We start from the raw sequence: 24,350 nt of genomic DNA on the forward strand, positions 1-24,350 counted from the left end.
AAGTGGTTTCAAGCTCGCCAATGTCACCTTCGGTTCTGAACGTAGAGCAGCTTTGCGTCGCTTATGACGGGCGCAAGGGATCGCAGGCGGCCGTCAGCGACGTGTCACTGCACATCGGAGAGGGCGAAGCGCTCGGACTGGTGGGCGAGTCGGGATCGGGAAAAAGTTCGGTGGCGCTGGCCATCCTGCGCCACTTGCCTGACAATGCCCGGATCGAGGCATCAGCCCTTCAATTCCAGGGCCGGGAAATCCGCGATCTTTCCGCGAAGCAGCTTCGCCAGATCAGGGGCGATCACATAGCGGCGGTCTACCAACACCCGGGCGCGGCGCTCAACCCAAGCATGACGATTGGCCGACAGATCACGGAGACAATTCTTCGGCATCGGCCGGTTAGCCACGACGAGGCCCGCAAACGGGCTGCCGACCTGCTGGGACGCGTCAGGGTAAGCCATCCAGGCCGGGTCCTCGACCTTTACCCACACGAACTTTCAGGCGGCATGCAGCAACGCGCCAATATCGCCATTGCGATTGCGCTCGACCCGTCACTGCTGGTGATGGATGAGCCTACGACCGCGCTGGATGCCAGCGTCCAGTCCGAGATCATCGCCATCCTGCGGGATCTTCGTAGGAACCATAAAACCAGCATTCTGTTGATCAGTCACGATATCAACATGATCCGCCGTTCCTGCGACCGGGTGGCCGTGATGCAGTCGGGAACGGTGGTCGAAAGCGGCGCGGCAAACGACGTCTTCGATAACCCTGCTCACGCCTATACGAAGACGCTCATCGCCTCCATCCCGGCCCTCAACTACACGAAACGGGACGGTCGGCTGGCGGAGGCGACCGGCCCCACTCTGTCGCAGCACCCGTCGGTTCCCGACGATCAAGCTGGTCCGCAAACGGAGCGCCAGATCGCGGTCGCCTGTAGGGGTATCAGTCATTCCTTTGGTGACCAGGCCGTCCTGCACGATGTCGATCTCGAGATAGGCCAGGGTGAAACGTTCGGGCTGATCGGCGAATCCGGCTCGGGCAAGTCGACATTAGCAAGGATCGTCACCGGTCTGCAGACCCCCGGTGCCGGGTCGGTCGCGTTGTTCGGCAAGACGGTCGCGCCGCACGTCGAGAAAAGAAATCCGGGCGAACGGCGCGACGTGCAGATGGTTTTCCAGTCGCCGGATCGCACGCTCAACCCGCGCCAGCGGATCGGCAGGATCCTGGGCCGCCCGTTGCGGCGGCTTGCCGGCCTCGGCCGCGGCGAAGTGAAACAGCGCGTCAGCGACCTGCTCCAATCGGTTCGCCTCACCAGCGCCACAGCAGAGCAAAAACCGCGATCACTGTCCGGCGGCCAGCGGCAACGTGCGGCCATCGCCCGCGCGTTTGCAGGCCTGCCGAAAGTCGTTGTGCTGGATGAGCCGACCTCGGCGCTCGACGTTTCCGTGCAAGCAACCGTTCTCAATCTTCTCAACGACTTGCAACGGGACAAGGACACGGCCTATCTATTCATCAGCCACGACCTCAAGGTCGTGCGCTACATGGCCGACAGAATCGGTGTGCTGTATCGCGGCCGCCTGGTCGAGACCGGTTCATCCGACCAGATTTTTTGCGGCCCCAATCACCCCTACACGAAACTGCTTCTGGCCGCGTCCTCGAATGATCCTGCGCCGACGGTCGCGGTATCTGTCGATGCTTTTCCGGCCGGAGTTCAAAGCCAGGGATGTGCTTTCGCCGACCGGTGTCCCCTGGTTATGGCCGACTGCAGGCAAGCGGAACCGCCCCGCCGGCCGGCCGGGGCGGGCCACCTGATCGCATGCTGGCGGCACGACGGCGAACTATGACCTCATAGGCGAGACGACCGCCCTCACTCCGCCGCTTGAAGGCGTCGCGCCTCGATGATGGTCCTGATCTCGGCGCGGCAGGAGCCGCAATTCGTGCCGGCATGCAGGGTGGCGCCGATCGCCTCGACGCTTGCGCAGCCGCCGCGCACCGCTTCCGCGATCTGGTTGGCGCCGACCCCGAAGCAGGAGCATACGATGGCGCCACGGTCGACGCGGTTGCCGCCGGGCCGCCCGGCTACGATCGCCAGCCGCCCGCGTCGATCGGCATGGTCCGCGCTCAATTGCTCCACCGCCCAGCTGCGCGACACCGCGACCGGTTTGGGCGCCAAATAGAGCGCCCCAGCCAGCCTGCTGCCGGCGAAGCGGGCAAAGCGATAGTTCCCGCCGGCGACGTCATGATAGGCGAGCGTCTCGCCTTCCGCGTCCGCGCCGAGAAGCGAAGCCGCGAAACCCGACCAATCCCGGCCAGCCTCGAACGCAAGCTCAAGGCGCCAGCCGGCGGCACAGCGGGCGAGGCTCCAATAGTCGGCGTCGATCGAGGTCGGCCGTTCGGCCAGCACGGCAAAGCCGAAGGCGGCAGCAGCGAAGCGTTCCACGCGGGCGGCAACATTTTTCGAGGCCGGCTGCCCGGACACAGCATCGGTGATGGGCGCCACCAGCGCATCGACGCGTGCCCGCGCGGAGAACTGATCGGTCCAGTGCATCGGCACGAAGACCGATCCCGGTCGCTGCCGAGCCGTTAGCAGCGCCCGGACCAGCACTTCGCCATGCACAGTGGAGACGCGCACGATGTCGGCGTCGCCAATGCCGGTGCGGGTGGCATCCGCCGGGTGGATTTCGACGAACGGCTCGGCCATGTGCTGGGACAGGCGTTGGCTCTTGCCGGTCCGCGTCATGGTGTGCCAGTGATCGCGAACGCGGCCGGTGTTGAGGACGAGTGGGAATTTTTCGTTCGTGCGGGTTTGCGGAACTGGACGGATCGGGATGAAACGCGCTTTGCCATCGGGTGTGTAGAAGTTGCCGTTGGCGAAGAAGCGGGTGCTTTTACCCTCCCCCTTGAGGGGAGGGTCGGCGAGGGAGCTTTGCACGGCAAAGCGAGGGAGACGGGGTGGGGTCGGAGACGCGTCACCGACCCCACCCCGTCCCGCTTGTTTCGCTTCGCTCAACGCGCGCGCCGACCCTCCCCTCAAGGGGGAGGGTGAGGCCAGCGCAGGCCACTGGAAAGGCGCCAAATCCTCATAGTCCTCAGCGTCAATGTCGCCATAGGCGCCGATATCAAAATCCCGCACGCCGTCATTCTCGAATGCCGACAGCGCGGCGTGTTCAGCAAAAATCTCCGCCGGCGACGCATACGAAAACGCCTCGCCAAAACCCATTCGCCTGGCCACTTCGGCGATGATCCACCAGTCGGCTCTTGCCTCGCCGGGCGTGGACAAAAAGGCGCGCTGGCGCGAGATGCGGCGCTCCGAATTGGTGACGGTGCCGTCCTTTTCGCCCCATGCGGTGGCGGGCAGCCGGACATGGCCGTGGCGGACCGTATCGGTCTTGGCCAGCACGTCCGATACCACGACAAACGGGCAGGCCTTGATTGCCGCCTCGACGGCATCGGCATCCGGCATCGAATCGACCGGGTTGGTCGCGATGATCCACAGCGCCTTGATGCGTCCGTCGGCCACGGCTTGGAACATTTCTACCGCCTTTAGGCCGGGCTTTTCGGCGATGTCAGGCGCGCTCCAGAAGCGCTGCACGCGTTCGCGATGTTCGGGGTTTTCGATCTCCATATGGGCGGCCAGCATATTGGCCAGGCCGCCGACCTCGCGGCCGCCCATGGCGTTGGGCTGGCCGGTCACCGAAAACGGCCCGGCGCCGGGCTTACCGATGCGGCCGGTGGCGAGATGGCAATTGATGATGGCGTTGACCTTGTCGGTGCCCGAGGACGACTGGTTCACCCCTTGGCTGTAGACGGTCACCGTCTTCGCCGTCGCGGCAAACAGGCTGTAGAAGCGGCCAAGCTCGTCCTCGCCGAGACCCGTGGCAGCGGCGATGCCGGCAAGGTCGAGCGCCGAGGCGGCGAAAAGGGCTTGCCCGAAGCCGTTCGTGTGCGCCGTGATATAGCTGCGGTCCAGCGCATTATGCTGGCCGAGATAGGCGAGCAGCCCTGTGAACAAAGCAACGTCGCCATCCGGCGCGATCGCCAGATGCATGTCGGCGATATCTGCAGTCATCGTACGGCGCGGGTCGATCAGCACCACCTTCATGTCGGGGCGTTTTTCCCGGGCGGCGGCGATGCGCTGGTAGAGCACCGGATGGCACCAGGCGAGATTGGAGCCGACCAGCACGATAAGATCGGCAAGTTCCAGATCCTCGTAGCTGCCCGGTACCGTGTCGGAGCCGAAGGCGCGACGGTGGCCGGCAACTGACGACGCCATGCACAGGCGCGAATTGGTGTCGATATTGGCCGAGCCGATAAACCCCTTCATCAGCTTGTTGGCGACATAATAGTCTTCGGTTAGCAACTGGCCCGAGACGTAGAAGGCAACCGAATCGGGGCCGTGCTCGGCAATGGTTTGCGAGAAGGTCGAGGCGACTAGGTCGAGCGCCTCGTCCCAACCGGTGCGGCGACCGTGGATCTCCGGATAGAGCAGCCGTCCGTCGAGGTCGATCGTCTCGGCAAGCGCCGAGCCCTTGGAACAGAGCCGGCCAAAGTTCGCTGGATGGTCGAGGTCGCCGCGGACGGTCACTTCGCCGTCCGCAGCGACCTTGGCCAGCACGCCGCAACCCACCCCGCAATAGGGGCAGGTGGTCCTCACCTCGCGCGCTTCGTCGATCTTCATGCTCAGGCTGCGCGACTGGCCAGCGCTTCGAGCGCAATGAACAGACGCTCGCCCTCGATCCGCACCGGAATGGTGCGCACCGCGCCTTCGTCGGCGCCAAGCGCCTTGCCGGTCTCCAGCGAAATCACCCAATTGTGCAAGGGACAGGTCACCGCCGCGCCATGGACGATGCCCTGGCTGAGCGGCCCGCCCTTGTGCGGGCAATGGTCCTCGATGGCGAAGACCTGGTCCTCCGCCGTACGGAAGACAGCGATTTTTCCCCCGGGCGTGGCGACGCAGCGCGCGCCGCGGCGGGGGATGTCGGAGATGGAGCCGATGGCGATCCAGTTCATCTCCATCACTCCGCCGCCTGCGCGAATCCGACCGAAGCCATCGGCCGGAACTCGTGCTTGTCCTTGCCGGAAACGCGTTCCGACCACGGATCGACCTGCGCGAATTTCTGCGAAAAGACGAAGCGCTCGTAATAGGCCTTGCGCTTGTCGCCATCGTCCATGATCTGGCGCTTGATCTCGGCGATGCCGATGCGCTTGGCCCATTTGTAGATGCGCTCGAGATAGCGGCCCTGTTCGCGATACATCTGCGTCAGCGCCACGATATGCTCCAGCGCCTCGTCCTCGGTCTTGACCAGGCCGAGCACCTCGGTGCCTTTGATGTCGAGGCCGGCGGCCCCGGCGAAATGGATCTCGTAGCCTGAGTCGACGCAGATCACGCCGACATCCTTGCAGGTCGCCTCGGCACAGTTCCTCGGACAGCCCGAGACCGCCATCTTGACCTTGGCCGGGGTCCAGGAGCCCCACATGAATTTCTCGATGCGGACACCGAATCCCGTCGAATCCTGGGTGCCGAAGCGGCACCAGTCCGAGCCGACGCAGGTCTTCACGGTGCGCAGTCCTTTGGCGTAGGCGTGGCCGGAGACGAAGCCGGCCTGGCCGAGATCGGCCCACACCGCCGGCAGGTCTTCTTTGCGGATGCCGAGCATGTCGATGCGCTGTCCGCCGGTGACCTTGACCATTGGAATCTCGAACTTGTCGACGACGTCAGCGATGGCACGCAGTTCGGCGGCATTGGTGACCCCGCCCCACATGCGCGGCACCACCGAATAGGTGCCGTCCTTCTGGATGTTGGCGTGAACGCGCTCGTTGATGAAGCGCGACTGGTAGTCGTCGGCATATTCGTCCGGCCAGTCGCAGACGAGATAGTAGTTGAGCGCTGGCCGGCATTTGGCGCAGCCGCAGGAGGTCGTCCATTCCAGCTCCTGCATGACGGCGGGAATGGTCTTCAGGCCCTTGGCCTTGATCAGCCGGCGGACCTCGTCGTGGCCGAGCGTGGTGCAGCCGCACATCGGTTGCACAGCCGCCGGATTGTACTTGTCGCCGATGGTCAGCACCATCAGCTTTTCGACCAGACCGGTGCAGGAGCCGCAGGAAGCGGACGCCTTGGTGTGGGCACGCACGTCGTCGAGCGAGGTCAGGCCCTTGGCCGTGATCGCGCCTGTTATCTTTCCCTTGCAAACGCCGTTGCAGCCGCAGATTTCCGCATCATCCGGCAAGGCTGCAACGGCCGCCATAGGGTCCAGGGAGGCGCCTCCCTGGTATGACTGGCCGAAGATAAGCGTGTCACGCATTTCCGATATGTCGGTCTGCTTCTTCTTGAGGTCGTTGAACCAGGCGCCGTCCGCCGTCTCGCCGTAGAGGACCGTGCCGATGATGCGGTCATCCCTGAGCACCAGCCGCTTGTAGACACCGGCCGAAGCATCGCGCAGCACGATTTCCTGGCGGTCGTCGCCCTCGGCGAAATCGCCGAGCGAGAACAGCTCGATGCCCGTGACCTTGAGCTTGGTCGGCGTGTCCGAATGGACGAATGCCGCCTTCTCGTCGCCGGCAAGCTGGCTGGCCGCGACGCGCGCCATCTCGTAGAGCGGCGCCACCAAACCATAGACCTGGCCGTTGACCTCCGCGCATTCGCCGAGCGCGTAGATGTCGGGGTCGTTGCTGCGCATGCCGGCGTCGACGACGATGCCGCGATTGACGGCAATGCCGGCTTCCTTCGCCAGCGCCGCATTCGGCCTGATGCCCACCGCCATGACGACGAGCGTCGCCGGAATGATGGTTCCGTCGGCGAGTTCCACCTGCTCGACCTTGCCCTTGCCTGTGATCGCCTGGGTGTTGGCCTTGGTGATGACCTTGATGCCGCGCTGCTCGACAGCGCGCTGCAGGAGGTAGCCGGCGGCAGGATCGAGCTGGCGCTCCATCAGCGTCGGCATGACATGCAGCACGGTGACGTCCATGCCCTGCGCGTTCAGGCCCGCAGCCGCCTCCAGCCCGAGCAGGCCGCCGCCGATAACCACGGCCTTGGCCCGTGACTGCGCGGCCAGCATCATCGCCCGAACGTCGTCGAGATCGCGATAGGTGAGCACGCCCGGCAGATCATGGCCGGGCACCGGGATGATAAACGGCACCGAGCCGGTGGCGATGACGAGCTTGTCGTAGGGCTCGGTCACGCCATGATCGGAGGTGACTGTTTTTGCTGCCCTGTCGATGGCGACGATCTTGTGGCCCTTGTAGAGGGTGATCCCGTGCTTGATGTACCAGCCATCGCCATGGATGATGATCTCCTCATAATCCTTTTCGCCTGACAGAACCGGCGACAGCATGATGCGGTCGTAGTTCACGCGCGGCTCGGCGTTGAAGATGGTGACCTGGTAGAGGCCCGGCGCCTTTTCCAACAGGTGCTCCAGCATGCGCCCGGGGGCCATGCCGTTGCCGATGATGACGAGTTTTTCGGTCATGTCCTGATCCACTCCGGTCTCACTCAGCCGCGTAGGAAAGGCCTGAAGCTTCGGCGGCGGCCGCGCGCTCCATCCGCCGGATGCTGAAGTGCATCCAGGCAAAGCAGGTGGCGACGATGACGAAGAGCAGCATGAAACAGCTCGACCAGACGCCGGTGAGGTCGTTGAGTGCGCCGAAGGCGATTGGCAGGATAAAGCCGCCGAGCCCACCAATCATGCCGACAACGCCGCCGACGGCGCCGACACTCTGCGGGTAGTAAGCCGGGATGTGCTTGTAGACGGCGGCCTTGCCAAGGCTCATGAAGAAGCCGAGCACGCAGGCGACGGCTATGAAGGCGAGCGGGCCGATCTCGAAATGGAAGGCGATCGGCCCGCTGATGCCGCGCACGACGTAGTCTGCCGAGGGGAGAGACAGAACGAGAGTCGCGACGGCACTGACAGCGAAGGTCCAGTAGAGCACGGTGCGGGCGCCGATCCGGTCGGAAAGCACGCCACCATAGGCGCGGAAAATACTTGCCGGAATTGAATAGGCCGCGCCGATCATGCCGGCGGTCGCAAGCCCGAAGCCATAGACGCCGACCAGGTAGCGGGGCAGCCACAGCGACAGCGCCACGAATGCACCGAAGGCGAAGAAATAATAGAAGGCGAAGCGCCAGACCTGCAGGTTCTTGAGCGGCGCGAATTCCTGCAAGAAACTTCTCGCGGGCGCTGCCTTGCCGGTGCGGCGCTCGCGGATGACCGGATCGTCGCCGGTCGTGAACCAGAAGACGGCGGCCATGACGACGAGTGCTGCCGCCCAGATCAGCGCGACCGACTGCCAGCCCCAGGAGAGAAGCACGAACGGTGCCAGGAACTTGGTGACCGCGGCGCCGACATTGCCGACACCGAAAATGCCAAGCGCCGTGCCCTGCTTGCCGGCCGGGAAGAAGCGCGAGACATAGGCGACACCGACGGCGAAGGAACCACCGGCGAGCCCAACGCCTAACGCGGCGACCAGCATCTGTCCGTAGGTTTGCGCAAAAGCGAGCAGGAAGGTAGCGATCGCCGCCGCAAGCATGGTCGCGGTGTAGACCAGCCGTCCGCCAAACCGGTCGGTCCAGACACCGAGCACCATGCGCACGAGCGAACCGGTGAGGATCGGCGTGCCGACCAGCAGGCCGAACTCCGTCTCGTTCAACCCAAGGTCCTGCTTTATACGCACGCCGATGATTGAAAAGATCGTCCACACCGCGAAGCAGACGGTGAAGGCGATGGTGGACATCACAAGCGCCTGCTGGGGAGCATTGTCCTGGCTGGGCGCGGCTGGGAGATTTGCGGTCAACGTCTGGCTCCGGTTTGCGGCGTGGGAGGCACCGCGGATGTTTTGTGGGGTGAGTGATCAGCGGTGCGGCATCGGCCCGTGCAACGAGACCGGGCTCGCCACGGTCAAGTCTTTGCTCTCCGTCTTGGCGCCAACGGGAAACAGCAGGAGCGCGGCGGTGAACAGCGCCGCCGTCAGCGCGCTGCTGGCCAGAAAATCGCGGCGCGTGAAGTCCGCGAGGGACGCGCCAGTTCCGATCCGTTTCGTCATCGTCGTCTCCGGTTGGGCGCCGCTTGGGACCAGCGCCGTCGATCGTGTAAAAACAAAAAAGCCGCCGGCCAGGTCTTCGCGCGTCCGTCCATCCGGGATCGCGTATTGACCTGAGCGGCAGCTTTGCCTGTGGCGCCCGCCATTGGACGCCGTGTCACTTGGCCCTTTGCGGGCCTACATTTTAGAAAGCAGGAAGCGTGCCAATTCGACAGCCCTTTAAATTATCGAATAAAATCAATGTGAACCGCAGCCGAGCGATTTTTGACGAAGCCCGGCAGCGGATCAAAGCTTAGTCAGAATGCCTTGCGCGGCAGCATAATATTTGTGCAATGCGGTAGATTGCCCATTGCCGATGCAGATTGCCAACTGTCGAGAAGACGCGTTTTTCGGCCATGGCCTTACTCCGCGGCTTCGACGAAGCGATGGCGTTCGTAGAGGAACTTCAGCACCGCCTCACGGCAGCGCAGGAAGGTCCGGTCGGAGGAAAGCTCGATGCGCCGGCGCGGCCGGGCCAGCGGCACGGCAAGCACCTCGCCGATGGTCGCCGCCGGGCCGTTGGTCATCATGACGATGCGATCGGACAACAGCACCGCCTCGTCGACATCGTGGGTGATCATGATCGTCGTCGAGCCAAGCCTCGAATGGATATCCATCACCGCATCCTGCAGATGGGCGCGCGTCAGTGCGTCCAGCGCGCCGAACGGCTCGTCGAGCAGCAGGATCTTCGGCTCCATGGCCAGCGCGCGGGCGATGCCGACGCGCTGCTTCATGCCGCCCGATATCTCGGCGGGCCGCTTGTCCCTGGCATGCGTCATCTGCACGAGGTCGAGATTGCGCATGATCCAGTCATGCCGCTCGGCCCGGGTCCTGGTGCTGCCGAACACTTTCGACACCGCCAGATTGATGTTCTCGTAGACGGTGAGCCACGGCAAAAGACTGTGGTTCTGGAACACCACGGCGCGCTCGGGTCCGGGGCTGTCGACCTCCTTGTCCTCGAGCAGCACGGCGCCGGCGGAGACTCTGGTCAGCCCGGCGATCAGGTTGAGCAAGGTCGACTTGCCGCAGCCGGAATGGCCGATGATCGAGACGAATTCGCCCTTGTCTATGGTCAGCCGGATGTCCTTCAGCACCTCGCTGACCTGGCCGCCGCGGGCGAAGGATTTGTCGATATGGTCGAGTTTCAGGTAGGCCGTCATCGTCCTCTCCTCACTTTGCCGTTGTGCCGCGGGTGACGAAGACGCCGACCGCCGCAACCAGGCGGTCGAGGCAGAAGCCGGTGACGCCGATATAGGCGAGCGCGACGATGATGTCGGGCAGCCGCGACGAATTCCAGGCATCCCAGATGAAGAAGCCGATACCGACGCCGCCTGTCAGCATTTCGGCCGCGACGATGGCAAGCCAGGACAGGCCGATGCCGATGCGTAGGCCGGTGAAGATGTAAGGCGCTGCGGCCGGCACCATGATCTTCACGAAAAATTCGATCTGATTGAGCCGGAGGATGCGGGCGACGTTGCGGTAGTCCTCGGGGATGTTGCGGACGCCGACGGCGGTGTTGATGATCACCGGCCAGATCGATGTGATAAAGATGACGAAGATCGCCGACGGGCTGGAATCGCGGAAGGCGGCCAGCGACAGCGGCAGCCAGGCGAGCGGCGGCACCGTGCGCAGAATCTGGAACACCGGGTCGAGGCCGCGCATCGCCCAGATCGACTGGCCGACCAGAGCGCCGAGCGCGACGCCGACGATTGCAGCCAGGCCGAAGCCGATGGCGACGCGCTGCAGCGAGATCAGCACCCGCCAGGCCAGTCCGATATCCTGCGGACCATAGTCGAAGAACGGATGGGCGATCAGATCGTAGGCCTCGTTCCATACCTGGCTCGGTGGCGGCAAGCTGGCATTGGGCGACGAGCAGGCGATCTGCCAGATGACGAGCATGACGGCAATGACGACTGCCGGCGGCACCAGCGTGCTCGCCAGTTTGCCAACGATCGCGGCGGGATCGAAGCGGCGCCTCACCTTGGCGGTGAAAGCTATGACCTCTGCGGGCTTGGCAGGCGCGGGGAACGCCTTCACCTTGGTGTCCTCGATGGCTTGGATAGACATTTCGCAAAGAGCTCCTTGAGCACGTGGAGTGACAGGCGGCGCCAACGGCGCCGCTTGCCGTCGACGTCAGGCCGATGCCTTGATCTTGAGGCTGTCGAGATAGGCGGACGGGTTGGCCGGATCGAAGATCTTGCCGTCGAAGAAGGTCTCCACGCCGCGCGACGAAGATGCCGGGATATCGGCCGCGGCGACGCCGAGATCCTTCGCCGCCTCGCGCCACAGATCCTCGCGGTTGACCTGATCGACCAGCGCCTTGATGTCGGTGGTCGCCGCGAATTTGCCCCAGCGGATGTTCTCGGCGAGGAACCAGCTGTCGTGGCTCTTGAACGGATAGGACACTCCGCCCTTCCAGAACTTCATGTAGAGATCGGTGCCGGTGGCGACGCGGTCATTGCCGTAATTGATGTCGCCCTTGAGGCGGCCGATGATGTCGGCGGTCGGCACGTTCATCCACTGCCGCTTGCCGATGATGGCCGCCATCTCGTCCTTGTTTTCCATGGCTTCGCACCATTGCTGGGCTTCCATGACGGCCATCAGGATCGCCTTGGTGGCGTTCGGATTTTTGTCGATGAAGGCGGCGCGCAGGCCGAGCGCCTTTTCCGGATGGCCCTTCCACAACTCGCCCGTCGTGGCCGCGGTGAAGCCGACGCCCTGGTGGACGAGCTGCTCGTTCCATGGCTCGCCGACGCAAAACACGTCCATGTTGCCGACCTTCATGTTGGCGACCATCTGCGGCGGCGGCACGACGATGGTGGAGACATCCTTGTCCGGGTCGATACCGCCGGCGGCCAGCCAGTAGCGCAGCCACAAATCATGGGTGCCGCCCGGGAAAGTCATGGCGGCCTTCACCTCCTTGCCTTCGGCCTTCTTGGCGGCGAAGGCGTCCTTCAGCTTGGACGCATCGAGGCCGACGCCGGTGCTGGCATACTCCTGGGCGACGGAAATCGCCTGGCAGTCGTAGTTCAGCCGCGCCACGAGCGCCATCGGCATCGGCTGGTTGTTCTGCGTCACCTTGCCGGTGTGCATCAGGTAAGGCATCGGCGTCAGGATATGGGCGCCGTCGATGCCGTTGGCTTCGCCGCCGAGCATCAGATTGTCGCGCGTCGCGCCCCAGGAGGCCTGCTTGAGCACCTCGACATCGGGCATGCCAAACTTTTCGAAAAGCCCCTTCTCCTTGGCGATCATCAGCGGCGCTGCATCGGTCAGCGCGATAAAGCCGAGCTTGGCGCCGGTGACTTCCGGAGCTGCCGTCGCCGCATAGGCGCCGGACGGCAGCAGCGCGCGCGCCGCCGCCAGTGTTGCCGCGGTGGCAGCACTTGCCATCAGAAAATTGCGGCGGGTCATGCCCTCGAGAGGGGCTTCAGTCTTGATGCGTTTCGTCATCGTCGTCTCCCGTTGGGCACTGCTTGGGATCAGCGCCGTCGATTGCCGTGCTCGGTCAAAACAAAAAAGCCGCCGGCCAGGCCGCGCGCCCGTCCATCCGGGATCGCGTGTTGACCTGAGCGGCAGCTTTGCCTGTAGCGCCCGCCATTGGACGCCTGTTCCGTGACCCCGAGAAGGGTCTGCTCATTGCAAAGCAGGAACCGTGCCAGTTTCGGAATGGATGACAAAGATCAATGAGATCAACGGCATGCCATAATCATCGGTGTGCTGGCCCGCTGGGCGAGCAAGCCAAAGATTGTTCATTAGCGCAGGTGCACGCATAATTTTTGTGCAATGCACAAGAATGGCGCGAAAATGATCAGGCGTCAGAGCGCGCCAATTTCTGCCCGGCAATGTAGGCGTCGACCTCGTCGGGATCGAATATCTGGCCATCGAAGAAACCATCGGGGCCGAGCACCAGACTGGCGCCGGCGGAGCCGACAGGTGTGGCAGACGCCAGCGCGCCCTCGACCTTAGAATTGGCGCCGGGAAGTGCGACACCGAGCGGCTTCAGCGCCGACCGGTAAAGATCGGGGCGGTAGCAGTCGCGGACGATGGCCAGATTTTCCGGCGTGTGCGCCACATGTCCCCAGCGCACCATCTGCGTGTAGAACCACAGCGCATGGCTCTTCCACGGAAAGTTGGCGGCCTTGTCGAAGGGCAGGAAGAAATCCTCGACCGTTCGTTCCGCACCACCGCCGAGCTGGAGATGTCCGCCCAGGATCGGCATCTGCACTGCCGCATGCAGACCGAGGAAAGCAGGCTGCGCCATCAGGGCGGCCAGTTCGCCGCGGTTTGCCGGATCCTGGCACCAGCGCGCGGCGCGATGAAGCGCGCGCAGCAGGGCCGAAAGGGCTTCCGGGTGCTTTTCGGCCCAGGCCTTGCGCACCCCGACGACTTTCTCGGGGCTGGTCTTCCAGATGGCGGCCTTGACCGTCGCTATATGGCCGGTGCCGGCGACGACCGAGGCCGTGTTCCAGGGTTCGCCGGCGCAGTAGCCGTCGATTCTGCCGGCGGCGAGTGCGTCGGCCATGAAGGGCGGCGGCACGATGACGATTTCTATGTCGCGTGACGGATCGATGCTGCAGGCCGCGAGCCAGTAGCGCAGTTCGTAATTGTGTCCCGAGTGCGGGTGCACGACCGCAAAACGCAGCGGGTCGCGACCAGCATTTGCCCGTTCATGGATCAGAGCGCCCAAGGCCTTGCCGGCTCGCGCCGGATCGAGGTCGGGCAAGGCACCATGCGCGGCCATGCCCGCCCAGACCGCGTTCGAAACCGTTACGCAGTTGCCGCCCAGTCCCAGCGAGAAAGGCACGATGGTGTCGGAGGCGAGTGGGGTGAGCCCCAGATTGCAGGCGATCGGCATCGGCCCCAGCATGTGCGCCAGATCGAAATGTCCGATCGCGATGCGGTCGCGGATGTTGGCCCAGGAGGTTTCGCGATTGAGCGTCAACTCGATGCCTTCGCGCGCGGCAAAGCCGATCTCCCTGGCTGCGACCAGAACCGCGCTGTCGAAGAGCGGCATGAAACCCGCATTGATCTGGTATTCGGTCGCCATGCTCAACTCTCTCCGGGATCCAGAAGGCCTGCCGTCGTCACCAGGCTCTGCGCGATTTCGCTGATCTTGCGGTTCTGGCTCATGGCGGTCTTGCGCAGAAGCGTATAGGCGGCATCCTCCGACAGGCCGCGCGACCTCATCAGGATGCCCTTGGCACGGTCGATGACCTTGCGGTTCTCCAACTCACTGCGCGCTTCTTCCAGTTCGCGCGCCATTCGCGAGAACGCGTTGAAGCGGCTGATCGCCATGTCGAGGATCGGCTTGACGCGCTCCTGGCGCAGCCCGTCGACGACATAGGCGGAGACCCCCGCCTCCACCGCAGCTTCGATCGAAGCCTGATCCGACCGGTCGACGAACATGGCGATCGGCCGCTTCACCACGCGCGAAAGCTGGAACATGTTCTCAAGCATGTCGCGGTTGGGATTTTCGAGATCGATGACGATTACATCAGGTTCGATCTCGGCGATGCGCCGCGCTATTCCCGCAACGTCGTGAACGACCGTGACCTGTTCATGCCCGGCCTCCCGCAATCCCGCCTCGATGATAGCGGCGCGAATGTGGTTTTCGTCGATCACCAGGACGGTGAGGGATTTCCGGATCATGCCGCATTTTTTGCGCACGCTGCGTGATTGTGCAATGCGGCACCGCAATAATCGACGCAGTCATCTCTTGGAATTCAGAGGGACCGCCATCATGTTCGCGGAGCCGACCCGTTAAGCTTCTTTAAATACCGTTCACACGGTCTGACTTTGTTTTTGTATCCACTGCGCTATCTTCCGATTGCGAACCTTGTCTCGCTGGCTAGAAGATTGGAGGTTTCCATGGATCGGCGATCATTTTTGACAGGAATGTTTGGCCTTGCTGGGGCAGCAGCCCTTGTGAGCGCAGTTCGGCCTATCGACGCAATAGCCGGTGTACCGGACGCCAGAAGCGGCATTCTCGATGAACTCGACGCGCCCGAGATAGAGACCTCCGAGGACGAAGATATTCAAGCAGAGCCGGCTCGGCATAGGTCGTGGCACCGCAGGCGGCGGCGCAGGCGGCGCGCTTGGAGAAGGGCCTGCCGTCGTTACTGGCGAAATGGCTATCGGCGCGTCCGGTGCCGTCGCAGGCGTGTTTGGGTCTGGGATTGGTATTATTAGCGGTAGTGTGCTGAAAACCCCGGTGGTTGCCGGGGTTTTCGCTTCAGGCGACCGCTAGTAGTCCTCCGGTGGATGTCACCGCAAGGTTTCGGCTAACAGAAATACAGGGGGACCAACCGGTTTTGTGAGGCCTGCCAGTGATAGGCAGGCCTAAAGAGACTGATTTTCCTAGGGGAAAACTGGTGGAGCCAATCGGAATCGAACCGACGACCTCTTGAATGCCATTCAAGCGCTCTCCCAACTGAGCTATGGCCCCACTTCCGGCAGTCTACCGGCGCCGTTGCCGGCGAAGAGATCCGGCGCGGGTTCTAGACCGCGCCGTTAGTGCAGGCGGCTTCTAACCCCGCCTTCTGTCAATATCAAGCCTTCAAGAGCGGCTTTTTCTCCAGATGTCGCGAAAGTCGGCAGACGCTCGCGTCAGGGGCCGGATCAGACTTCGTCGTCGTCGTCGCCGACGCCGATCATGTCGGCGACATCGTCGTCCTCTTCCTCTTCGTCGGCGAGGAAAGTATCGTCGTCGTCGTCGCCGAGGTCCACATCGTCCTCGTCATCGCCGAGATCGGGAAGATCGTCGGCCTTCGCATCCTCGTCCGCCTCTTCGAGCGAGACGACTTCGACGCCCTCTTCCTCCTCGGCGTCCACTTCCTTCTCGGCAACTTCCTCTTCCTCCTCGAGGGCAGCAATCTTGCCTTCCTCGAAATAGGAGCGTGGATAGCTCTTGCCGGTATATGGCGAGACGATCGGATCCTTGTTCAGGTCGTAGAATTTTTGACCCGTCTCGGGGTCGATGCGTTTGGTGCCAAGTTCGGGTTTTGCCACAGCAAGCCTCGTCGATAAAAGTTTGGTCCCCATAACCACAGTTTACGGCGCTGTCAAAGCCTAAAGCCAGCGTCATAAATCGCCGCATTGAGAGACCTCTTGCAAGGGGATGACCATTTCCGCCCGCCGTGATACGAGACCGCCCAAACCAAAAGAAAAAGGCCGGCTGCCGGCGTTTTCATCCAGGGAAAAGCCATGTCGCATACTGCCGCCCCGAAACCGGCCACCGCTCGCAAATCGTCGGCGCTTTCCGGCGTGGCGCGGGTACCCGGCGACAAGTCGATCTCGCACCGCTCGTTCATGTTCGGCGGCCTTGCCTCCGGCGAGACCCGCATCACCGGCCTGCTGGAAGGCGAGGATGTGATGCGCACGGGCGCCGCGATGAAGGCGATGGGCGCGCATATCGAGAAGCATGGCACTGAGTGGGTGATCCGCGGCACCGGCAACGGCGCGCTGCTGCAACCGGAAGGTCCGCTCGATTTCGGCAATGCCGGCACCGGCTCACGCCTCACCATGGGTCTGGTCGGCACTTACGACATGGAGACGACTTTCATCGGCGACGCGTCGCTGTCCGGCCGCCCGATGGGCCGCGTGCTCGAGCCGCTGCGCCAGATGGGCGTGCAGGTGCTGAAGGCGACGCCCGGCGACCGCATGCCGATCACGCTGCACGGCCCCAAACATGCCGCGCCCATTACCTACCGCGTGCCGATGGCCTCGGCGCAGGTGAAATCGGCGGTGCTGCTCGCCGGGCTGAACACGCCCGGCGTCACCACCGTCATTGAGCCGGTGATGACGCGCGACCATACCGAAAAGATGCTGAAGGGATTCGGCGCCAATCTGTCGGTCGAGACCGACGAGCGCGGCGTGCGCCACATCTTCATCGAGGGCCAGGGCAAGCTCACCGGCCAGACGATCGCTGTGCCCGGCGATCCGTCCTCGGCAGGCTTCCCACTGGTGGCGGCGCTGATCGTGCCGGGCTCGGACATTACAATTGAAAACGTGCTGATGAACCCAACCCGCACCGGGCTTCTGCTGACGCTGCAGGAGATGGGCGCCCGGATCGACATTCTCGACACGCGCAATGAAGGCGGCGAGGACGTCGCCGATCTGCGCGTGCGTTACTCCGAGCTGAAGGGCGTCACCGTGCCGCCCGAACGGGCGCCGACGATGATCGACGAATATCCGGTGCTTGCCGTCGCGGCCAGCTTCGCCGAGGGCGAGACGCTGATGCAGGGGCTGGAAGAACTGCGCGTGAAGGAGTCGGACCGGCTGTCGGCAGTCGCCGACGGGCTGAAGCTGAATGGCGTCGACTGCACCGAGGGGGAGGCCACACTGGCAGTGCGGGGGAAACCGAACGGCAAGGGACTGGGCCAGCACCCCAATGGACACAATACCGTCGTCCAGACTCATCTCGACCACCGCATTGCCATGAGTTTCCTGGTGATGGGGCTGGCAACGGAGAAGCCGGTGACCATCGACGATCAGGCGATGATCGCGACCAGCTTTCCGGAGTTCATGGGGCTTATGAAGGGGCTGGGAGCGGAGATTGAGTGACAGTCGATGGCGATGACAGCCTTAGGAGATTGGGTGCCAACATCCTTTTCTTCGTCATCCTGGGGCGGAGCAAGGAGCGAAGCGACGCTGCGCAGACCCCTGGATCCATGCCGTGACGTCCAAGCGCCGCGACGGTGTAGAATTCTGGCCCGCAGCATTCCTCGGCCATTGTTACGGCATGGATCCCAGGGTCTTCGCTCCGCTTCGCGTTCGCTGCGCCCTGGGATGACGAAGGCGCGGTGGCTCGTTGCCAAGCGGACAAAGGGGGTGGGTGGCCAATGACTCCAACTTTCACCATCGCCATCGACGGACCCGCCGGTGCCGGCAAGGGTACGCTCGCCCGGCGGCTGGCCGACCACTACCGGCTGAACCTGCTCGACACCGGCCTCACCTATCGTGCGGTGGCGCATGCGCTGCTTCGGGTTGGCCTGCCGCTCGACAATGTCTCGGCTGCCGAAACTGCGGCGCGGCAGGTCGACCTGGCCAAGCTCGATCGGTCGGTACTGTCGGCGCATGCGGTCGGCGAGGCGGCTTCGAAAGTCGCGGTGTTTCCGTCGGTGCGGCGCATACTGGTCGAAAAGCAGCGCGATTTCGCCAAGGCGCCGCCAGGCGCCGTGCTCGATGGCCGCGACATCGGCACCGTCGTCTGTCCCGACGCCGACATAAAACTCTATGTGACGGCCAGCGCCGAAGTGCGGGCAGAGCGGCGGCTGGCCGAGATCGAGAGCATCGGCGGCACCGCCAATTTCGCTGAGATCCTGGCCGATATCCTGCGCCGCGACGAGCGCGACATGGGTCGCGCCGACTCGCCGCTGAAGCCGGCCGCCGATGCGCACTTGCTCGACACGTCGGAAATGGCTATAGAAGCCGCGTTTCTTGCGGCCAAGGCGATCATCGACGACGTTCTGGCCAAGAGAAACAAAGCCTGAGCCGGGTTTTTCCATCCGTTGCCGATTGCCGGCGGCGAAAAGATACCCATATCGGGCACGAACCAGCCTGCCAGCATTCTTCATGCGCCGGAATTGCCGCTTAAGCGGCCAAGGGCTTTTTTTGGAAAGCCCGGAACGCCGGCAGGCCAACGCAACGCTAACCCACGGCGCCCGCCCCGCTTGAGATGCGGGGCATTCCAGGAGAAAATATGTCAGCTGCAAATCCCACTCGCGATGATTTCGCGAGCCTGCTCGAAGAATCTTTTACCGCCGGCCACTCCGGCGAAGGCCAGGTCGTCAAGGGCACGATCACCGCGATCGAAAAGGACATGGCCATCATCGACGTCGGCCTCAAGGTCGAAGGCCGCGTGCCGCTGAAGGAATTCGGCGTCAAGGGCAAGGACACGACGCTCAAGGTCGGCGACACGGTCGAAGTCTATGTCGAGCGCATCGAGAACGCGCTTGGCGAAGCGATGCTTTCCCGCGAAAAGGCCCGCCGCGAAGAGAGCTGGGTCCGCCTCGAAGAGAAGTTCACCAAGGGTGAGCGCGTCGAAGGCGTCATCTTCAACCAGGTCAAGGGCGGCTTCACCGTCGACCTCGACGGCGCGGTGGCCTTCCTGCCGCGCAGCCAGGTCGATATCCGCCCGATCCGCGACGTCTCGCCGCTGATGCACAATCCGCAGCCCTTCGAGATCCTGAAGATGGATCGCCGCCGCGGCAACATCGTGGTGTCGCGCCGCACCGTTCTCGAGGAAAGCCGTGCCGAACAGCGTTCGGAAATCGTGCAGAACCTCGAAGAAGGCCAGGTGGTCGAAGGCGTCGTCAAGAACATCACCGACTATGGTGCGTTCGTCGACCTCGGCGGCATCGACGGCCTGCTGCATGTCACCGACATGGCATGGCGCCGCGTCAACCATCCGACCGAAATCCTCAACATCGGCCAGACGGTCAAGGTGCAGATCATCCGCATCAACCAGGAAACCCACCGCATCTCGCTCGGCATGAAGCAGCTCGAGAGCGATCCGTGGTCCGAGATCGGAACGAAATTCCCGATCGGCAAGAAGATCAAGGGTACCGTCACCAACATCACCGACTACGGCGCGTTCGTCGAGCTGGAGCCGGGCATCGAAGGCCTCATCCACGTTTCGGAAATGTCGTGGACGAAGAAGAACGTGCATCCCGGCAAGATCCTGTCGACGACGCAGGAAGTCGACGTGGTGGTGCTCGAGGTCGATCCGGCCAAGCGCCGCATCTCGCTCGGCCTCAAGCAGACGCTCGAGAATCCGTGGCAGGCTTTCGCCAGCAGCCATCCGGTTGGCAGCCAGGTCGAGGGCGAGGTCAAGAACAAGACCGAGTTCGGCCTGTTCATCGGCCTCGAAGGCGATGTCGACGGCATGGTCCATCTGTCCGACCTCGACTGGACCCGTCCGGGCGAGCAGGTGATCGAGGAGTACAATCGCGGCGACATGGTCAAGGCGCAGGTGCTCGACGTCGACATCGACAAGGAGCGCATCTCGCTCGGCATCAAGCAGCTGGCCAAGGACACGGCCGGCGAGGCGGCGACTTCAGGCGAACTGCGCAAGAACGCGGTCGTCACCTGCGAAGTCACCGGCGTCAAGGATGGCGGTCTGGAAGTGCGGCTGGTCGACAGCGGCATCGAGACCTTCATCAAGCGCTCCGACCTCAGCCGTGACCGCGACGAGCAGCGCCCCGAGCGCTTCACGGTCGGCCAGAAGGTCGACGCCCGCGTCATCGCCTTCGACAAGAAGACCCGCAAGCTGCAGGTCTCGATCAAGGCGCTGGAAATCGCCGAGGAGAAGGAAGCGGTTGCCCAGTACGGCTCGACCGACTCCGGCGCTTCGCTGGGCGACATCCTGGGTGCCGCGCTGAAGAAGCAGGGCAGCTAAGTCTGCAAACGCCACGCCTAGCGCGCGGCTCGAACACACAACCCGCGGACCGAAAGGTTCGCGGGTTTTTTCATGGCCGCGAAGGGGCGCGCAATGTCACTGGGTGGCCCGGCAGCCGGTCATGCTTGAAACGCCCGATGGAGCCTGTAGTCTGCCGCATCGGCCCGAAAGGTCGGTCCGGGACTATGCGAAACGATCGAAGGCGCGAGCTCTATGATCCGCATCGGTTTTAGTCTTGCAATCCTGTTGATCGGCACGGTCGCGGCATCAGCAGCCCTGCCGCCCTACTGGCAACGCAAAGCCGAAATCCAGGCCATAGTCGACAGTGGCGCCGTGGCCGGCGTGCTGGAAAGCCGCGGCCCGATCGATGCAGTCGAGCGCGTCGGAAACGACCATTACCGGGTGCGGGCCGGCGGCTGTGCACTCGACGTGCTGATCATCGACGATGCGAGCGCGGCCGTGATGCCGGGACCGCGCAAGTTCAAGCTCAAGCTCGGCGATCTCGTCTGCAAATGAGCCGCCGGACGACGCTGCTTTCCAGCGAGCGATCCGCCGATCCGATGCGGCAAATCAGGCCCTGCCGTAAAGCGGCACCAGCGTGCCGCTCATCGCCAGATTGGCCGGCGAAGCGAGGTAGGCAATGGCCTCCGCGGCCGCTTCGAGGCTGACCCATTTGCCGAAATCGGCAGCCGGCATGTCAGCCCGGGTAGCCGGCGTATCGAGGGTCGAGGGCGCGACCGCATTGACCAGGATGCCCTTGCCCTTGAGTTCTTCCGCCATCGCCACCGTCATTGCCGCGACCGCCGCCTTGCTCGCGGCATAGGCGACCATGCCGGAACCGCGCCGCAGGTCGAGCCCGGCGCGCGCCGTGACATTAACGATACGGCCCGACACGGAAGATTCCAGCATCGAGCGTATCGCCGCGCGGCAGCACAGGAAGGTGGTGCGGGCGTTGGTATCCATCATTTCGGCAAAGGAGGCGGGCTCGATCTTCTCGACCGGCGCGGCGGTGAAGCCGCCGGCCAGATGGATGGATGCCCACAGATCCGGAACACTGGCGTAGAACGCATCGACCTTGGCGGGGTCGGCGAGATCGACATTGTGCGCCAGCCTGACACGCTCATGGGCCGGGAAGGGAAAGTGCGCCGGCGCGGCAGCATGGGCATTGGGCACATGGCAGACCGCGCCCTGCTCCAGCAGTTTTCCGACAACCGCGCCACCGAGCGCTCCGGTGCCGCCGGTCACCACAATATGCCTGCCGTCCAGTGTGTCCGTCATCTTCGACCGCTCCAGTCACTCATATGCCGCGCCGCCGCCGAAGGTCGCGCCTTTCGCGCGATCACTCAACCGAAATCTCGATGACGCAGCGTCGCTTGTGCGCGTCAAGCCGTCGACCATCCGACGAGGATCGCATCCCAACAGACGCTGCCAGCACTCACTCGACAGTTAACTCGATGACATATGGCAGTCTGGTCGCCCGCGCGCGCTTGAGTGCGTCCGCCAGGTCGTCAATACCGACAATCCGCTCGGCGGCAATGCCATAGGCCTCGCCCAGCTTGCAGAAGTCGGGCGGCGCCGGCGAGACGCCGACCGGTTCGACGCCGACATCGAGCATCGAGGTTTCGATTTCGCGATAGCCGCGATTGTTCCAGACGATGAAGATCACCGGCGCCGCAGCATCGAGGGCGGCGCCCAGTTCGGGCAGCGTGAACTGGAAACCACCGTCGCCGGTGAGACAAACGACCGGCGCATCAGGCACGGCAAGGGCCGCACCGATCGCCGCCGGCGGACCATAGCCCAGCGCACCGAAGCCGGTGGCGGCGTTGAACCAGCCGCCCGGGCGGTCGTGATCGTAATAGAGGTTGGCGGCATAGATCGGCTGGGTCGAATCGCCGACGATGATCGAGCCCGGCAATGCATCGCGGATCACTTCCACCGCGCTTATCTGGGCCGCGAAGTGTGGGCTCAGTTCGGCGAGTGCCGCCTGTCGTGCGGCGGCGGCACGACCCTCGCCAGCATCCGAGGCCGCCGCAACACCGCCGATCGCGGCAAGCAAGGCCTCGATCGCCTCGCCACAATCCGCCTGGATGGAGACGGTGGCTGGATGGCGCGCAAGCTGGTCGGCGCCGATGTCGATGCGGATCAGATTAATGGGCGGGACAAAGCCGCCGTCGCCATAGCCGTCATAATCGGTCGGGCCGAATTCGGTGCCGGCGGCGATGACCAGGTCGGCGTCGGCAATCAGCGCGCGCACCGCCTTCAGACTGGGGCTGGCCGGAACGCCAAGTGGATGGCGATGCAGCAAGCCGCGGGCATTGGTCGTCTGGACGACCGGCGCCCCCAGCCTTTCGGCGAGGCGCTGCAACGGCGCTTCGGCTCTCTTGGCGCCGCCGCCTGCAAGGATCAGCGGGAGGCGGGCAGCAGCGCAAAGCCTTGCCGCCTCTGCTATCGCGGCCGCTTCCGGCTCGGGTGGCGCGACATTCCTCAGCAAAGCCGCGATGCCATCGGCCGGCTTGACCATGACGTCGGTCGGGATCTCGATATGGACCGGGCCGGGGCGCGAGGATGAAAACAGGGCGAAAGCGCGGGCAAGAACACCGGGTAGTTCGTCGGCGTCGGCGATGCGGTGCGAGAACAGCGCGACCTTCTCCATCATGCCACGCTGGTCGGGCAGTTCGTGCAGATGGCCAAGGCCTTTGCCCAGCGTCGGCGTGGCGTTGACGCCTGAGATCACCAGCATAGGAACCGAATCGGCGCGGGCCTGGCCCATGGCGGTGATGGTGTTGGTCAGCCCTGGTCCGGTGATGACGAAGGCAACGCCCGGCTTGCCGCCGGCGCGCGCATAACCGTCGGCCATGAAGCCGGCGCCCTGCTCATGGCGAGGGGTGACGTGGCGGATCTTCGAGCGCGCCAGCCCGCGATAGAGTTCGACAGTGTGCACACCCGGAATGCCGAAGACGGTGTCGACGTCATGGGCCTCGAGTAAAGTGATGAGCGCTTCGCCGACTGTCGTCATTGTCTTAGCACCGGACGTGTGAGGCAAGTCGGGCCGCCCTCGCAGGCGATGCACAGCGCGTCCGCCTCGAAGGTCGAAACCCTGCAGCCGGCGGCTGCCATGGCCGCCGCCGTCTTCGGGAAGCCGGCGACGGCGATCACGTCACGCGGTGCGGTCGGCAGCACATTGAGGCTGAGGCCGTTGGAGGCGAAGAACTCGTCCGCGTCGCCTTCGACCAGGCGAATGCCTCGCGCCCGCAGCATCTGGTAGAAGGCGGCCGGCAAAAGCGGTGCATAGACCAGCGCCAGATCGTCGGCCAGCGGACTGATCACCGACATCAGATGCAGGCAGGCCTCCTCGCCATGCCAGAGCGGCAGATCGTAACCGTAGACCTGGATACCGTGGGGTGTGAGCAGGTTGGCGAGTTGCTGGATGCCGTCCTGGTTGGTGCGCATGCCACGGCCGACGGCGAGCGTCCGTGAATCCACCCAGACGCAGTCGCCGCCCTCGACCTGTCCGGGGTGCTCGATGCGGCCGAGGATCGGCACGTCCATGCGCCTGTAGGCCGCCTCGTGCAGGCTGGGCTCGGCCCGGCGCAGCGTCTTACCCATGGCGAGGATGATGGCACCATGGTCGGTCATCAGCGACGGATCGTGGGTGAAGACGGAATCGGCAAGCCCGTCGTCGGCGTCGGTCAGCCATTCGATCTCGGCGCCGGATGCCGAAACCAGCGTCGTCAGCGCCTCATGCTGGGCAGCGGCTTTTTGCGGATCGAAGCCGGGACCATAGTGCCATTCCGACGCTTCGGCGCGGTGCATGGCGCTTGCGGCGGACCGCATCAACACGCGCCTGAGCGGCCCGGCCATGGACTGCGACCCGTATGCTTTACCCACC

19 protein-coding genes and 1 tRNA gene are annotated in these 24,350 nt (G+C 64.0%); 5 read left to right on the plus strand and 15 right to left on the minus strand.

The features are described 5' to 3' along the window. Positions 1–20 precede the first annotated feature (20 nt). On the plus strand, positions 21–1,835 hold the full coding sequence (locus ABID19_RS07970; RefSeq protein ID WP_354489412.1) for an ABC transporter ATP-binding protein: 1,815 nt from the start codon (positions 21–23) through the stop codon (positions 1,833–1,835). A 23-nt stretch (positions 1,836–1,858) separates the two neighbouring features. On the opposite strand, the gene ABID19_RS07975 is transcribed toward ABID19_RS07970, so the two are convergent. The 12 genes from ABID19_RS07975 to ABID19_RS08030 all read right to left on the minus strand — a co-directional run bounded on the left by ABID19_RS07975 (position 1,859) and on the right by ABID19_RS08030 (position 16,071). After that, positions 1,859–4,669, minus strand: coding sequence for a nitrate reductase (locus ABID19_RS07975; RefSeq protein WP_354489413.1), 2,811 nt, complete (start codon positions 4,667–4,669; stop codon positions 1,859–1,861). Positions 4,670–4,671: 2 nt separating this feature from the next. Next, on the minus strand, positions 4,672–5,007 hold the full coding sequence (nirD, locus tag ABID19_RS07980) for a nitrite reductase small subunit NirD (RefSeq protein ID WP_354489415.1): 336 nt from the start codon (positions 5,005–5,007) through the stop codon (positions 4,672–4,674). Then, the gene (gene nirB, locus ABID19_RS07985; RefSeq protein ID WP_354489417.1) at positions 5,007–7,457 is read right to left on the minus strand and encodes a nitrite reductase large subunit NirB; all 2,451 of its coding nucleotides are present in this window, start codon (positions 7,455–7,457) and stop codon (positions 5,007–5,009) included. Before nirB ends, nirD begins: the two co-directional genes overlap by 1 nt. Positions 7,458–7,476: 19 nt before the next feature. Next, positions 7,477–8,718 carry an MFS transporter gene (locus tag ABID19_RS07990; protein ID WP_354489510.1) on the minus strand — a complete coding sequence of 414 codons (1,242 nt, stop codon included), beginning with the start codon at positions 8,716–8,718 and terminating at the stop codon, positions 7,477–7,479. 117 nt (positions 8,719–8,835) lie between these two features. Then, positions 8,836–9,027, minus strand: coding sequence for a hypothetical protein (locus tag ABID19_RS07995; RefSeq protein ID WP_354489418.1), 192 nt, complete (start codon positions 9,025–9,027; stop codon positions 8,836–8,838). Between the two features lie 398 nt (positions 9,028–9,425). Further along, on the minus strand, positions 9,426–10,223 hold the full coding sequence (locus tag ABID19_RS08000; protein ID WP_354489420.1) for an ABC transporter ATP-binding protein: 798 nt from the start codon (positions 10,221–10,223) through the stop codon (positions 9,426–9,428). 10 nt (positions 10,224–10,233) lie between these two features. Beyond that, positions 10,234–11,130, minus strand: coding sequence for a nitrate ABC transporter permease (gene ntrB, locus ABID19_RS08005; protein WP_354489422.1), 897 nt, complete (start codon positions 11,128–11,130; stop codon positions 10,234–10,236). Positions 11,131–11,196: 66 nt separating this feature from the next. Then, a complete protein-coding gene (locus tag ABID19_RS08010; protein WP_354489423.1) occupies positions 11,197–12,513 on the minus strand; it encodes a CmpA/NrtA family ABC transporter substrate-binding protein in 1,317 nt (438 codons plus the stop codon). 358 nt (positions 12,514–12,871) lie between these two features. Further along, positions 12,872–14,110, minus strand: coding sequence for a CmpA/NrtA family ABC transporter substrate-binding protein (locus ABID19_RS08015; protein WP_354489425.1), 1,239 nt, complete (start codon positions 14,108–14,110; stop codon positions 12,872–12,874). A gap of 2 nt (positions 14,111–14,112) precedes the next feature. Further along, entirely contained in the window at positions 14,113–14,712 is a 600-nt protein-coding gene (locus tag ABID19_RS08020; protein ID WP_352926440.1) for an ANTAR domain-containing response regulator, read from the minus strand. A gap of 720 nt (positions 14,713–15,432) precedes the next feature. Further along, positions 15,433–15,508 (minus strand) — tRNA-Ala (locus tag ABID19_RS08025). A gap of 173 nt (positions 15,509–15,681) precedes the next feature. Next, complete coding sequence (locus ABID19_RS08030; protein WP_354489428.1) at positions 15,682–16,071, minus strand: TIGR02300 family protein; 390 nt, start codon at positions 16,069–16,071, stop codon at positions 15,682–15,684. A gap of 195 nt (positions 16,072–16,266) precedes the next feature. On the opposite strand from ABID19_RS08030, the gene aroA reads away from it, so the two are divergent. The 4 genes from aroA (at position 16,267) to ABID19_RS08050 (ending at position 20,977) form a co-directional block, all read left to right on the plus strand. Beyond that, entirely contained in the window at positions 16,267–17,625 is a 1,359-nt protein-coding gene (gene aroA, locus ABID19_RS08035; protein WP_354489430.1) for a 3-phosphoshikimate 1-carboxyvinyltransferase, read from the plus strand. A gap of 278 nt (positions 17,626–17,903) precedes the next feature. Next, positions 17,904–18,554: a (d)CMP kinase gene (cmk, locus tag ABID19_RS08040; RefSeq protein ID WP_354489432.1), complete on the plus strand. Its 651-nt coding sequence runs from the start codon at positions 17,904–17,906 to the stop codon at positions 18,552–18,554. A 209-nt stretch (positions 18,555–18,763) separates the two neighbouring features. Continuing rightward, positions 18,764–20,461 carry a 30S ribosomal protein S1 gene (rpsA, locus tag ABID19_RS08045; RefSeq protein ID WP_352926453.1) on the plus strand — a complete coding sequence of 566 codons (1,698 nt, stop codon included), beginning with the start codon at positions 18,764–18,766 and terminating at the stop codon, positions 20,459–20,461. 213 nt (positions 20,462–20,674) lie between these two features. Beyond that, positions 20,675–20,977, plus strand: a complete 303-nt coding sequence (locus ABID19_RS08050) for a hypothetical protein (protein WP_354489433.1) — start codon at positions 20,675–20,677, stop codon at positions 20,975–20,977. A 54-nt stretch (positions 20,978–21,031) separates the two neighbouring features. Here the strand turns inward: ABID19_RS08050 and ABID19_RS08055 are convergent, their stop codons facing one another. The 3 genes from ABID19_RS08055 to ABID19_RS08065 form a co-directional block, all read right to left on the minus strand. After that, a complete protein-coding gene (locus tag ABID19_RS08055) occupies positions 21,032–21,739 on the minus strand; it encodes an SDR family NAD(P)-dependent oxidoreductase (RefSeq protein ID WP_354489435.1) in 708 nt (235 codons plus the stop codon). Between the two features lie 157 nt (positions 21,740–21,896). After that, the gene (locus tag ABID19_RS08060; protein WP_354489436.1) at positions 21,897–23,477 is read right to left on the minus strand and encodes a 5-guanidino-2-oxopentanoate decarboxylase; all 1,581 of its coding nucleotides are present in this window, start codon (positions 23,475–23,477) and stop codon (positions 21,897–21,899) included. Continuing rightward, on the minus strand, positions 23,474–24,322 hold the full coding sequence (locus tag ABID19_RS08065; RefSeq protein ID WP_354489512.1) for a dimethylarginine dimethylaminohydrolase family protein: 849 nt from the start codon (positions 24,320–24,322) through the stop codon (positions 23,474–23,476). Before ABID19_RS08065 ends, ABID19_RS08060 begins: the two co-directional genes overlap by 4 nt. Between the last annotated feature and the right edge of the window lie 28 nt (positions 24,323–24,350).

This window comes from Mesorhizobium robiniae (assembly GCF_040545535.1).
In the GTDB taxonomy this organism is placed as follows: domain Bacteria; phylum Pseudomonadota; class Alphaproteobacteria; order Rhizobiales; family Rhizobiaceae; genus Mesorhizobium; species Mesorhizobium robiniae.